The 12102-nt window shown below is 63.8% G+C and carries 12 protein-coding genes; 4 read left to right on the top strand and 8 right to left on the bottom strand.

Annotation, left to right across the window (positions count from 1 at the left end):
- Positions 1 to 63: 63 nt before the first annotated feature.
- From thrS to LB553_RS05590, 4 genes are all read right to left on the bottom strand, one after another.
- Positions 64 to 2037 carry a threonine--tRNA ligase gene (thrS, locus tag LB553_RS05605; RefSeq protein WP_224511404.1) on the bottom strand — a complete coding sequence of 658 codons (1974 nt, stop codon included), beginning with the start codon at positions 2035 to 2037 and terminating at the stop codon, positions 64 to 66.
- 166 nt (positions 2038 to 2203) lie between these two features.
- On the bottom strand, positions 2204 to 3016 hold the full coding sequence (gene blaOXA, locus LB553_RS05600; RefSeq protein ID WP_224511402.1) for a class D beta-lactamase: 813 nt from the start codon (positions 3014 to 3016) through the stop codon (positions 2204 to 2206).
- Positions 3017 to 3161: 145 nt separating this feature from the next.
- Complete coding sequence (gene yidD, locus LB553_RS05595; RefSeq protein WP_224511482.1) at positions 3162 to 3536, bottom strand: membrane protein insertion efficiency factor YidD; 375 nt, start codon at positions 3534 to 3536, stop codon at positions 3162 to 3164.
- A 65-nt stretch (positions 3537 to 3601) separates the two neighbouring features.
- Positions 3602 to 3763 (bottom strand): hypothetical protein, encoded by a 162-nt coding sequence (locus LB553_RS05590; RefSeq protein ID WP_224511401.1) that lies wholly within the window; start codon positions 3761 to 3763, stop codon positions 3602 to 3604.
- 92 nt (positions 3764 to 3855) lie between these two features.
- On the opposite strand from LB553_RS05590, the gene LB553_RS05585 reads away from it, so the two are divergent.
- Complete coding sequence (locus LB553_RS05585; RefSeq protein WP_224511399.1) at positions 3856 to 4761, top strand: LysR substrate-binding domain-containing protein; 906 nt, start codon at positions 3856 to 3858, stop codon at positions 4759 to 4761.
- Between the two features lie 9 nt (positions 4762 to 4770).
- Here LB553_RS05585 and LB553_RS05580 read toward each other — a convergent pair whose 3' ends face one another.
- The gene (locus tag LB553_RS05580) at positions 4771 to 5217 is read right to left on the bottom strand and encodes an iron-sulfur cluster assembly scaffold protein (RefSeq protein WP_224511397.1); all 447 of its coding nucleotides are present in this window, start codon (positions 5215 to 5217) and stop codon (positions 4771 to 4773) included.
- A 236-nt stretch (positions 5218 to 5453) separates the two neighbouring features.
- On the opposite strand from LB553_RS05580, the gene folE reads away from it, so the two are divergent.
- The 3 genes from folE to LB553_RS05565 all read left to right on the top strand — a co-directional run bounded on the left by folE (position 5454) and on the right by LB553_RS05565 (position 7638).
- Positions 5454 to 6086 (top strand): GTP cyclohydrolase I FolE, encoded by a 633-nt coding sequence (gene folE / locus LB553_RS05575; RefSeq protein ID WP_224511395.1) that lies wholly within the window; start codon positions 5454 to 5456, stop codon positions 6084 to 6086.
- Positions 6087 to 6129: 43 nt separating this feature from the next.
- Positions 6130 to 6588, top strand: coding sequence for a phosphoribosyl-AMP cyclohydrolase (hisI, locus tag LB553_RS05570; RefSeq protein WP_224511393.1), 459 nt, complete (start codon positions 6130 to 6132; stop codon positions 6586 to 6588).
- Positions 6589 to 6672: 84 nt separating this feature from the next.
- The gene (locus LB553_RS05565) at positions 6673 to 7638 is read left to right on the top strand and encodes a patatin family protein (RefSeq protein ID WP_224511391.1); all 966 of its coding nucleotides are present in this window, start codon (positions 6673 to 6675) and stop codon (positions 7636 to 7638) included.
- Positions 7639 to 7693: 55 nt separating this feature from the next.
- On the opposite strand, the gene recJ is transcribed toward LB553_RS05565, so the two are convergent.
- From recJ to LB553_RS05550, 3 genes are all read right to left on the bottom strand, one after another.
- Complete coding sequence (gene recJ, locus LB553_RS05560) at positions 7694 to 9478, bottom strand: single-stranded-DNA-specific exonuclease RecJ (RefSeq protein ID WP_224511389.1); 1785 nt, start codon at positions 9476 to 9478, stop codon at positions 7694 to 7696.
- Positions 9479 to 9616: 138 nt separating this feature from the next.
- Entirely contained in the window at positions 9617 to 10600 is a 984-nt protein-coding gene (gene glpX, locus LB553_RS05555; protein ID WP_224511387.1) for a class II fructose-bisphosphatase, read from the bottom strand.
- A gap of 181 nt (positions 10601 to 10781) precedes the next feature.
- On the bottom strand, positions 10782 to 12095 hold the full coding sequence (locus LB553_RS05550) for a homoserine dehydrogenase (protein ID WP_224511385.1): 1314 nt from the start codon (positions 12093 to 12095) through the stop codon (positions 10782 to 10784).
- Positions 12096 to 12102: the final 7 nt, after the last annotated feature.

Genomic DNA, 12102 nt, shown 5'->3' with positions numbered 1-12102 from the left:
GCGTGACAGGCATATGAAAATGGCGGTGGACACGCCACCGCCATTTCAAGACGTGCGGGTATGTCAGGCGGCGCGACGCTTGCGGTCGGGCGAGACCGCCTCGTCGGTGAGGGACTTCACGGCATCCTCGAGCTTCAGCGATTCCTGGTCGCGCGAACCCAGCCGGCGGACATTGACGGTTTCCTCCTCGGCCTCGCGCTTGCCGCAGACGAGGATGACCGGCACCTTGGCCAGGGAGTGCTCGCGCACCTTGTAGTTGATTTTCTCGTTGCGCAGGTCGGCTTCAGCCAGCAGCCCCGCGGCCTTCAGCCTCTCGACGACCTTCATTGCGTATTCGTCGGCATCGGAGGTGATCGTCGCCACCACCACCTGCAACGGCGCGAACCACAGCGGGAAATGGCCGGAATAGTTCTCGATCAGGATGCCGAGGAACCGCTCCATCGAGCCGCACACCGCGCGATGCACCATCACCGGCTGCTTCTTCTCCGAATCCGAGCCGATATAGAAGGCGCCGAAGCGCTCGGGCAGGTTGAAGTCGACCTGCGTGGTGCCGCACTGCCATTCGCGGCCGATGGCGTCTTTCAGCACATATTCGAATTTGGGGCCGTAGAAGGCGCCCTCGCCCGGATTGATCGAGGTCTTGATGCGGTTGCCGGAGCGCGTGCGGATCGTCTCCAGCACATTGCTCATGATCGCCTCGGCATGGTCCCAGGCCTCGTCGGTGCCGACGCGCTTGTCCGGCCGCGTCGACAGCTTCACGCTTATCTCGTCGAAGCCGAAATCGGCATAGGTGGACAGGATCAAATCGTTGATGCGCAGGCATTCGGCCGCGAGCTGCTCCTCGGTGCAGAAGATATGCGCATCGTCCTGCGTGAAGCCGCGCACGCGCATCAGTCCGTGCAGCGCGCCCGACGGTTCGTAGCGATGCACATTGCCGAACTCCGCAAGCCTGACAGGCAGTTCGCGGTATGACTTCAACCCATGCTTGAAGATCTGCACATGGCCGGGACAGTTCATAGGCTTCAGCGCGAAGACGCGGTCGTCGTCGGTGTCGTCGCCGGCGACGGTGACCTTGAACATCGCGTCGCGGTACCAGCCCCAGTGTCCCGACGTCTCCCACAGGCTCTTGTCCAGCACCTGCGGCGCGTTGACTTCCTGATAGCCGTGCTCGTCGAGGCGGCGGCGCATGTAGTTGATCAGGTTCTGCACCATCTTCCAGCCCTTGGCGTGCCAGAAGACGACGCCCGGTCCCTCTTCCTGGAAATGGAACAGGTCCATCTCGCGCCCGAGCTTGCGGTGATCGCGCTTCTCGGCCTCTTCCAGCAGCGTCTGATAGGCATCGAGCTGCGCCTGGTCGGCAAACGCCGTGCCGTAGATGCGCGTCAGCATCGGGTTGTTCGAATCACCGCGCCAGTAGGCGCCCGCCACCTTCATCAGCTTGAAGGCATTGCCGATTTGCCCGGTCGAGGCCATGTGCGGACCGCGGCATAGGTCGAACCAGTCGCCCTGTGCGTAGATCTTGAGGTCCTGGTCTTCCGGAATGGCGTCGATCAGCTCGAGCTTGTAGCGCTCTCCCTTCTCGGCGAAGACCTTCTTCGCCTTCTCGCGCGACCACACTTCCTTGGTGAACGGCTTGTTGCGCGCAATGATCTCGCGCATCTTCTTTTCGATCACCGGAAAGTCGTCCGGCGTGAACGGCTCGTTCCTGGCAAAGTCGTAGTAGAATCCGTTCTCGATAACCGGCCCGATCGTCACCTGCGTTCCCGGCCACAGCTCCTGCACAGCCTCGGCCAGCACATGCGCCGCATCGTGCCGGATGAGTTCCAGCGCACGCGGATCCTCGCGGGTGATGATCTCGACCTTGCCGGACGTGCCGAGCGGATCGGAAAGATCGCGCAAGGTGCCGTCGAGGCTGTAGGCCACGGCCTTCTTCGCCAGCGACTTGGAAATCGATTCGGCAAGGCTCGCGCCGGTCAGCGTCGCGTCGTACTCGCGGACGGAACCATCGGGAAATGTCAGGGAAACGGAATTCGGCACCGGGTTCTCCTATCCAGTCCCGCAAACGAGCGCGGGTGGTGAAATGCGATGCCGCAGGATGCGTTGCGGCATGCAGAGGGTCAGCCGGAGGCGTCCGGCAGCGGCAGTCTTTTATGAGGAGTTTCCTCCGCCGTAAAGCCGCCAGCCATCTATTTGATAGGCCGTTCTATTTGGTGAGGCCGGGCAAATCCTTCAGGAACGCCGCCCGTGTCGCGAGACCCTTCGGCTCTCCGGTACGCTTGGCATCGACGACCAGTCTTGCAAAGACGATGCGACGGCCGTCCTTCCCGGCCCAGCCGACGAACCAGCCGAGCGAGCGCTTGCCGTCCTGGCCGAGCCTGGTGCTGCCTGTCTTGCCTTGCACCGTCCAGTCCCCTGCCGCGAAGGTCGGCAGGATAGCCCTGGTCATCTCATGCGCCTTCGCCGACACCGGCATCGTGCCAGCGAGCAGCTCGCGCAGAAAAGCCGTCTGCTCGACCGGCGATATTTCGAGCGAGGAATTGATCCAGGATTGCGTCAGCCCATTGCCCTTGCCGGCATCGCCCGAGACGTCCTTGTTGCCATAGCCGAATTTCGACAGGTAGCCGGCGAACTTCTCTACGCCGAGCCTCCGCGTGATTTCGCGCGAGTACCAGACGATGGAATCGCGTTCCCAGATCGTCGGATCGACGGTCTTTTGGTCGCGCTTCGCCGCCTTGAACTCCGGCTTGTACTCCCAGCTCGGCGTATGCTGGTCGCTCAGGATGCCGGCATCGTAGCCGATCAGCGCCAGGGGCACCTTGAACGTCGAGGCCGGGCTGACGCGCTGGTCGCAGACGCCATCCTGGTAAAGTGTCGCGCCGCTTTGCTGGTCCTGGATCAGCGTGCAGTGGATGTCGCCGAGCGGCGCCGATTGCGCCCGCACAGGCAAGCCCAGCATCCAGGCCAGAAGGAAAAGGACGATGGCGAAAATGAAGGGGTAGCGGTCCATCTGGCGCATGGCGAAGTCACTCCGGTATGAGATTACGGGAGCGGCTTAGCGAGGCGACTTGTCTCGATTTTGTCTCAAATTCGCAGTGTTCGTGCAGCTTCGCGTTAACCCTACCGGACCGTTAAAGTCGGCGTCGCGCGGGACGGCGAAGCAACTAGATTTCGGGTTCGCTGTGCGTTTTGCCGATATGCCAGTAGCGCCAGGGCATGAACCAGACATAACGCGCCTCGAGCGTCTCCGGCACGCGGTCGAGGCCATGCGTTCCGAACGGCCCGCAGCGCAGCACCCGGAACAGTCCCATCCAGCCGCCCGCCCACAGGCCATGGCGGGCAATCGCCTCGTGGGCATATTCGGAGCAGGTCGGCAGGTGCCGGCAGCTGTTGCCGACGAAGCCTGAGAGCGTCAGTTGATAGAGGCGCACGAGCGACGTGCCCAGGACGCGCCCGGGTGTCTTGCGCCAGGGCCCCGTCCAGTTGCGCCCGTGTTGCATCGGCCGGGTGCCGTGCGTATGTCCGGAATGGTCGCCCATCGCTCCGCAGCCTGTTTCACTGCGATAGATGTGGGCTTCGGCGCTGAAACGCAATGCTTTTGCCCTCAAGGTCTGGAGTGCCGGACGGGATGACTGCCGTCCCATGGGCGATGGTGATGGGGAAGATCGCGACAGTTATGGTGGTGTTCGCCGCGCACGACTTCGCCGTGCCATTGGAAGGTAGCTATCCGTATCACGTCGCTGAAAATGGCCAGGAACTCGTTCATGGCAGGTCTCCTTTGAAACGGATTAGACTGCCGCTGGCCTTCCCTCTCAAACGAGTATAATTTCCGCGTCGAATAACTTGAGGTTATGCGACATGAAGCGTGGCCGGCTGCCGCTGACAGCGCTCAGGAGCTTCGAGACGGCCGGCCGGCATTTGAGTTTCAGCCGGGCGGCCGAGGAGCTTTACGTCTCGCAGGCCGCGATCAGCCGGCAGATACGCGAGCTTGAGACCTTCTTGGGCAGACCGCTGTTTCTGCGCCTCCATCGCCGCGTCGAGCTGACGGATGCGGGACATCTGCTGCTCGACCGATTGGTCAGAAGCTTCGACGACATCGACCGCGTGCTTTCGGAGCTCACGGCCTCGCCGGCGCAGGCGATTGTCCGCGTCAGCGTCGAACCATCCCTTGCCGCCATATGGCTGCTGCCTCGGCTCAATCGTTTTCGCCAGTTGCGGCCCGACATTGATGTGTCCCTCGAAGTCGATCCACGGCCGATCGAGTTCCGCAGCGATCAGCCCGAGCTTGCCCTGCGCTTCAGCGCGCACGCCACCTCATGGCCGCGCAGCGAGGCCGAGCGCTTGGCCTCGACCGTCGATTCACCGGTTCTGTCGCCGGCGCTGCTCGCCTCCGGCCCTCCGCTCGAAAAGCCGATCGACCTTCGCCATTACACGCTGCTGCATGAGGAAAACCGCCAGGGTTGGGCGCGCTGGTTCCAGGCCGCTGGCGTGCCCGCCGAGGCGGTGCCTGCACGTGGCCCGATGCTGGCCGATGTCTCGCTTTCGAAACAGGCCGCGCTGCTCGGACATGGCGTGGCGCTCGGCGATCTGTTGCAGGTCGGCGAGGAGCTCGCGTCGGGCACTTTGATCAAGCCGTTCGAAATCGATGTCGCTTCCGGTGCCTATTGGCTGGTGGCCAGGAGCATGACGGACCTGCCGGAACCCGCCAAGGCGTTCGCCGACTGGATCCGAAGCGAGTTCGCTGTCACCAGGGGAGCGGCCTAAGCGCTATGTTCAAGCCGCCTTTCCGGCGCGCTTCTTCTCGATCTGGCCGATCGCGTCGACCACCGCATCGAAGGTCAGCATGGTCGAGGCGTGGCGCGCCTTGTAGTCGCGTACCGGTTCCAGATATTTGAGGTCGGCGAAGCGGCCTTCCGGCGGCGCGCCATTCTCCTTCAGCATCTTCAGCATGGTTTCGCGCACGGCGCGCAATTCGTCAGCGCTGGCGCCGACCACATGCTGGGCCATGATCGAGGACGAGGCCTGGCCGAGCGCGCAGGCCTTCACGTCATGGGCGAAATCGGTCACCACATCGCCGTCCATCTTGAGGTCGACGGTGACGGTGGAGCCGCACAATTTGGAATGCGCCCTGGCGGTCGCATCGGCATCGTCCAGCCGGCCGATCCGCCCTATATTCCCGGCGAATCCGAGAATTTTCGCATTGTAGACGTCGTCGATCATATTTTTCCAATCCGTCGCCGCCCAGCGAACAGGCTTTGCCGCTCTCGCGTCTTCCTTTCGCTCTGCTGTGCCCATATATAATGTTGGCAGTCGGGCATCGACAAGGCGACTGGAAGCCATTGTCCTTGCTCATCTGTTCACGCCGCTTGCGGGATGGAAATGGGCGATTTTCACCCAAAAGGTCGTGGTCCGTTCAACTCGTCCCACCTTTGAGTGGGACTACGGGAGACGCCTTTATGGATGCCGTCATCAAGAAAATCATGCCCCCGTCCGAATATTTGGAAAAGCCCGTCACCGACCGGCCGAGCGAAGCCGAGGTCGAGGCCGCCGTGCGCACGCTTTTGCGCTGGACCGGCGACAATCCGGACCGCGAAGGTCTGGTCGACACGCCCAAGCGCGTCACCAAAGCCTTCCGCGAAATGTTCAACGGCTATGACATGTGCCCGGCCGACGAGCTTGGCCGCACCTTCGAGGAAGTCGCGGGCTATGACGATCTCGTCATCGTCAGGAACATAAAATTCCATTCGCATTGCGAGCATCACATGGTGCCGATCATCGGCAAGGCGCATGTCGGCTATCTGCCGGACGGCAAGGTGGTCGGCCTGTCGAAGATCGCGCGCGTTGTCGACATCTTCGCGCACCGCCTGCAGACGCAGGAGGCAATGACCGCGCAGATCGCCGGCGTCATCCAGGACGTGCTCAACCCGCGCGGCGTCGCCGTCATGCTCGAGGCCGAGCATATGTGCATGGCCATGCGCGGCATCCGCAAGCAGGATTCGACCACGCTGACCTCGACCTTCACGGGCGTCTTCAAGGATACGCCCGAGGAGCAGGTCCGTTTCGTCACCATGGTGCGCGCAGGCGGCTGATCGCCGGCCATCGCCTGCCACTAGAAAGAAAGATCGACCGGCGATGTCGGCACTGCAATTCCCCAAAGCCCCGTCCGACAAGAAAGCGTTGGAGGAAGGCTCCGTCCTATCTCCGCGCTTCGATGCCGCAGGCCTCGTCACCGTCGTCGTCACCGATGCCGGCGACGGCATGCTGTTGATGGTCGCGCATATGAACGCCGAGGCGCTGGCGCTTACGCTCGAGACCGGCATTGCCCATTACTGGTCGCGCTCGCGCAACGCGCTGTGGAAGAAGGGCGAGACCTCGGGCAATTTCCAGCAGGTCGTCGAGATGCGCACGGATTGTGACCAAGACGCGATATGGTTGCGCGTCAAAGTGTTGGGCCACGACGCAACCTGCCACACCGGACGGCGTTCTTGTTTTTATCGGACGGTGGGGCTCAGCGACGGCAAAGCGGTGCTTGCCGGCGATGGCAGCAAGCTGCTGTTCGATGCGAACCAGACGTATCTGAAGCCGGTGTGAACCATTCGATATTCACAAACCACTCAGATTCACTATTCTCAAATATCCTTTTGGTAGAAGGGATATGGGACAAGGGAGATCATGATGCTCGAATGGGCGTCATTGCGCAGCAGACCTGACGTTCGGGAGGCCAATGGCCCGGCATCGTCCGGCGGCGCATCTGACCCGAAGTCTCAGAAGAAAATCGGCATTTCGCTGGCGCTCGGCGGCGGTTGCGCCAGGGGCTGGGCTCATATCGGCGTGCTGCGCGCGCTCGACGAGGCCGGCATCGAAGTATCGATGATTGCCGGCACCTCGATCGGCGCGCTGGTCGGCGGCTGCTATCTTGCCGGTAAGCTCGACGAGCTGGAGGAGTTTGCCCGAAGCCTGACCAAGCGGCGCATCTTCGGCCTTCTTGATCTCAATCTGCGCGGCAGCGGTCTGTTCGGCGGCATGAAGCTCGACGCGCGGCTGCGCGAGCATCTGGCCGGCGTCCGCTTCGAGAACTTGTCGAAGCCCTTTGTCGCCGTCACCTCGGAAATTCGCACCGGCCATGAGATCTGGCTGTCGAATGGCTCGCTGATCACCGCCATGCGCGCTTCCTACGCGCTGCCGGGCGTTTTCGAACCGGTGAACTGCAACGGCCGCATCCTGGTCGACGGCGCGCTGGTCAATCCGGTGCCTGTGTCGGTCTGCCGCGCCTATGAGCAGCCGCTCGTCGTCGCCGTCAACCTGCACTACGACCTGTTCGGCCGCGCGGCCGTGATAAAGCACAGCGCCGGTGAACTGGTCGTAGAGAATGACGCGCCGAGATCCGGCCAGCCGGAACATCAGGCCCATCATACCCGCCTTGGCATCACCGGCGTGATGGTCGAGGCGTTCAACATCATCCAGGACCGGATTTCGCGCGCCAGACTGGCCGGCGACCCACCGGATATGTCGCTGCAGCCGAAACTCAGCCATATCGGCCTGACCGAATTCCACCGCGCCGACGAGGCGATCAGCATCGGCTACCAGGCGACGAAGGCGCAGATCAGCGAACTGACCCGGCTGCAGTCCGTTCTGGTGTGATTGCAGTCCACCGCCATTCTCAAGGTGGCCGGCATCACCTGAATATCAGCCCACCTTACGCCAGCGCCGCATCGCTGATGCGAAACTGCACCGTGCGGTTGCCGTTCCAGTAATTGCCCGACAACGAACCGGCGATATGCACGGTCCTGCCCCTGTTTTTAAACAGGAATTCACCGAGCGCCGTGTCGACGGCACGGAACGCAATGGCTTGGATGTTGCCGCCGCTTTGCGACTGCAGGTCCACCCGAATGTGATTGGTGCCGATCGCGCGCGCATCGGTCAGCCGGTGGCGCGGCAACACGAACACCGGCGCGATGTGCCCGGCCCCGAACGGCCCGGCTTTCTCTAGCGCGTCGAGCAGAGCGATCGTGGCGCCCTCGGCGGCCAGGGCGCCGTCGATCGCCAGGCTTTCCTCATTCTGCAGCCGGAACACGTCGGCCGCGGCGCGCTCCTCGAAGAAGGCGCGCAACTCGCCGAGCTTCGCGCGCTCGACGGTGATGCCGGCGGCCATCGCATGACCGCCGCCCTTGACGATCAGTCCGGCCGTCGCCGCCTCGCGCACCAGCCGGCCGAGGTCGAAGCCGGTCACCGAACGGCCGGAGCCCGTGCCGATGCCGGTCGAATTGAAGGCGATGGCAAAGGCCGGCCGGCGCGCATAATCCTTGAGCCGCGAGGCGATCAGCCCGACGATGCCGGGGTGCCAGCTGTTGCTGGCCGTCACGATGACGGCGGGGCCGTTGCCGCCGGCAAGCTCCGCATCGGCCTCGGCCCGCGCCTGCGCCAGCATCTCCTGCTCCATCTGCTGCCGTTCCTGGTTCAACCGGTCCAGCGTCTCGGCGATGCTTGCCGCCTCGACGGGATCGTCGGTAGCCAAAAGCCGGCTGCCAAGCGCGGCATCGCCGATGCGGCCGCCGGCATTGATGCGAGGGCCGATCAGGAAGGACAGATGGAAGGTGTTGATCGGCTCGCCGATGCGCGAGACCCGCGCCAACGCCGCCAGCCCCTCATTCTTTTGTTGGCGCAACACCTGCAGCCCCTTGACCACGAAGGCGCGGTTGACGCCGGTGAGCGGCACCACATCGCAGACCGTCGCCAGGGCCACCAGATCGAGCATTGAAAGCAGGTCGACCGGCGCGGCGTCGGGTAGCCTCTCGCGCAGCACCTTGGCCGTCTGCACCAGGCACAGGAAGACGACGCCGGCGGCGCACAGATGCCCCTGCCCCGACAAGTCGTCCTCGCGATTGGGATTGACCACGGCCGCCGCCGCCGGCAGCGGGCCGCCGACCTGGTGATGGTCGAGCACCACGACGTCGGCGCCGGCTGCTCTGGCCGCCTCGATCGAGGTCGCGCTGTTGGTGCCGCAGTCGACGGTGACGATCAGCTTCGCGCCGCGCGAGATCAAGTCCCGCATCGCTTCCGGATTGGGCCCGTAGCCTTCGAAGATGCGGTCCGGGATATAGATTTCGGACAGTACGGAAAAATGCGTGATAAAGCGTTTTAAGAGCGCCGACGAGGCCGCGCCGTCGACATCGTAATCGCCGAAGATCGCCACTTTTTCGTGGGCGACGATCGCGTCGGCCAGCCTTGCCGCCGCTTTCTCCATATCGGTCAGCGACGCTGGGTTGGGCAAAAGTTCGCGAATGGTCGGGTCGAGGAAGCGCGCGGTCTGTTCCACGCTGACGCCGCGCCCGGCAAGCACCCGCGCCACTATGTCGGGCACGCCATGGCCCTGCGCCATCGCCAAAGCGGCCATATCCTGGCGCTCAGTCAGCCGGTGTTCCCAGGAAACACCGGTCGCCGACTGCCTGACATCGAGGAAGAACCGTTTCTCGCCCGTCATGCGACGCGCCGTCTGCACATCATCCTTGCGCAGATATCAATATGCGACGGCCGGAGCAATTGCGGGGCGGCGAGCAATCCGGGGAAAGGTGTGGAAGGTTTCCTCGGATTGCGGCAAAAGCGCCCGGGCAAGGCGAAATCAAAACTTGTCCAGATCCTGGTGACGCGCCTTGATCTCGCGCACCGTGCGCGAGGACGAGCGCAGCACGATGGTGTGGGTGGTGACGAAGGTGCGGCCGAACTTCACCCCGTCGAGCAAATTGCCGTCAGTGACGCCGGTCGCAGCGAACAGCACGTCGCCTCGCGCCATGTCCTGGGCGCGATAGATGCGCTTAGGGTCGGAAATGCCCATCTTCTGCGCCCGCGCCACCTTTTCCGGCGTGTCGAGGATCAGCCGGCCCAGCATCTGCCCGCCGGTGCAGCGAAGCGCCGCCGCGGCCAGCACGCCCTCCGGAGCGCCGCCGGTGCCGAGATAGATGTCGATGCCTGTCTCGTCGGGATCGGTGGTGTGGATGACACCCGCGACATCGCCGTCGCCGATCAGCCGGATCGCGGCGCCCGTGGCGCGCACGGCCTCGATCAGCCTGGCGTGACGCGGCCGGTCAAGGATGCAGGCCGTGACGTCGGAGACGGCAACGCCCTTGGCCTTGGCCAGATTGGCGAGGTTTTCCGCCGGCGAGGCGTCGATGTCGATGAGGTCTTCCGGATAGCCGGGGCTGATGGCGATCTTGTCCATATAGACGTCGGGCGCGAACAGCAGGCTGCCCTTTTCCGCGATCGCGATGACGGCAAGCGCGTTGGGCAGGTTCTTGGCGCAGATCGTCGTGCCCTCGAGCGGATCGAGCGCGATGTCGACGGCGGGGCCTTTGCCGGTGCCGACCGCTTCGCCGATATAGAGCATCGGCGCCTCGTCGCGCTTGCCCTCGCCGATCACAACCGTGCCCTTGATCGCCAGCCGGTTGAGCTCCTGGCGCATCGCGTCCACCGCCACCTGATCGGCGGCCTTCTCATCGCCGCGCCCGCGCAGCCTGGCGGCCGCGACAGCGGCCCGTTCGGTCACACGCACGACTTCCATCGTAAGGATCCGGTCGAGACCGGCGGCGATGTTCTGGGCGATGTTCATGGATGCATTCCTCGTGTCTGTTTGCTTCGAGCAATTCCACAACCTTTGAGCGCCGGAATTGCTCCGCCTCCCGCCAGAGGCGCGCTTTTCTGGCAAAGCTCCATGACAACGGCAAGACTTGCCGGGTCATTTTTCGAAATGAGAGCGAAATCAATCGATTGAAGGCGGAACCGGACTTGGCTTATTCCGCTCGCTCGATGCGGATCACTTGCGGCTTGTCGGTCAGATGACCGTCCTTGGTGATGCCTTCGACGGCCCTGCGCACCGCCGCTTCCGTCGTCTCGTGCGTGACGAGGATCACCGTCTTCTGCGCCTGCGTTTCCGCGCCGGCCGCCTGTTGAACGATCGATTCCAGCGAGATGTCATTGTCGGCCATGCGCTTGGCGATGGCCGCGAAGACGCCTGTGCGGTCATGCACGGTCAGCCGGATGAAATAGCCGCCGGCATGGCTGCGCATCTGCGCTTTCTTGTAAGGCTTCAGTTCCTTCGCCGGCCAGCCGAACACCGGGGCATGCTGGAAGCCGGGCCGGCTCTTGGCGACATCGGCAATGTCGCCGATGACTGCCGACGCGGTGGCGTTGCCGCCGGCGCCAGGACCGGAAAGCAGGAGCTCGCCCAGAATGTCGGTCTCGATTGCCACCGCGTTGATCACGCCATGCACCTGCGCGATCACCGACGCCGTCGGCACCATGGTCGGGTGCACGCGCTGCTCGATGCCGCTGTCGGTGCGCTGGGCGACGCCGAGCAGCTTGATGCGATAGCCGAGATCGCCGGCCGCGCGGATGTCGGCCTGGGTGATGTTGGAGATGCCTTCCATATAGATGTCGTTGGCGGCGATCCTGGTGCCGAAGGCAAGGCTGGTCAGAATGGACAATTTGTGCGCCGTGTCATGGCCTTCGATGTCGAAGGTCGGATCGGCCTCGGCGTAGCCCAGCCGCTGCGCATCCTTCAGGCAGGCGTCGAAGGAGATGCCTTCGGCTTCCATGCGGGTCAGGATGTAGTTGCAGGTGCCGTTGAGGATGCCGAAGACACGCGTAACCGCATTGCCGGCCATTGCCTCGCGCATCGTCTTGATGACCGGGATGCCACCGGCCACCGCCGCCTCGTAATTGAGCAGCACGCCCTTCTTCTCGGCGATCTCGGCAAGCGCCACGCCATGCTTGGCGAGCAGCGCCTTGTTGGCGCTGACGACATGGCGGCCCGCTTCGAGCGCCGCCTTCACCGAGAGCCGCGCCGGCCCCTCGTCGCCGCCGATCAGCTCGACGAAGACGTCAATATCGGCCTTTTCGGCCAGCTTGACGGGGTCCTCGAACCATTTCGCGGCGCTCAGATCGATGCCGCGGTCGCGCTTCGGGTCACGGGCTGAAATGGCCGTCACGACGATGTCGCGGCCGCACTGGCGGGTGAGCTCGGCCGCCTTGTCGCGCAGAACGCGCGCCACCGAGGCACCGACCGTGCCGAGGCCGGCAATTCCAACACGCAACGCTTCAGCCATGTCCGGC

This window comes from Mesorhizobium sp. CA8, from assembly GCF_020164955.1.
Lineage (GTDB): Bacteria > Pseudomonadota > Alphaproteobacteria > Rhizobiales > Rhizobiaceae > Mesorhizobium.
Note: the sequence above shows the minus strand (reverse complement) of the source record. Positions and strands in the feature narration are given on the sequence as shown.

Coding starts and splice junctions, on each gene's coding strand:
- recJ (WP_224511389.1), bottom strand. CDS start 9,478: ATGACGGGCGAGAAACGGTTCTTCCTCGATGTCAGGCAGTCGGCGACC.
- hisI (WP_224511393.1), top strand. CDS start 6,130: ATGTCGGCACTGCAATTCCCCAAAGCCCCGTCCGACAAGAAAGCGTTG.
- LB553_RS05590 (WP_224511401.1), bottom strand. CDS start 3,763: ATGAACGAGTTCCTGGCCATTTTCAGCGACGTGATACGGATAGCTACC.
- LB553_RS05550 (WP_224511385.1), bottom strand. CDS start 12,095: ATGGCTGAAGCGTTGCGTGTTGGAATTGCCGGCCTCGGCACGGTCGGT.
- folE (WP_224511395.1), top strand. CDS start 5,454: ATGGATGCCGTCATCAAGAAAATCATGCCCCCGTCCGAATATTTGGAA.
- LB553_RS05580 (WP_224511397.1), bottom strand. CDS start 5,217: ATGATCGACGACGTCTACAATGCGAAAATTCTCGGATTCGCCGGGAAT.
- glpX (WP_224511387.1), bottom strand. CDS start 10,600: ATGAACATCGCCCAGAACATCGCCGCCGGTCTCGACCGGATCCTTACG.
- blaOXA (WP_224511402.1), bottom strand. CDS start 3,016: ATGCGCCAGATGGACCGCTACCCCTTCATTTTCGCCATCGTCCTTTTC.
- LB553_RS05565 (WP_224511391.1), top strand. CDS start 6,673: ATGCTCGAATGGGCGTCATTGCGCAGCAGACCTGACGTTCGGGAGGCC.
- yidD (WP_224511482.1), bottom strand. CDS start 3,536: ATGGGCGACCATTCCGGACATACGCACGGCACCCGGCCGATGCAACAC.
- LB553_RS05585 (WP_224511399.1), top strand. CDS start 3,856: ATGAAGCGTGGCCGGCTGCCGCTGACAGCGCTCAGGAGCTTCGAGACG.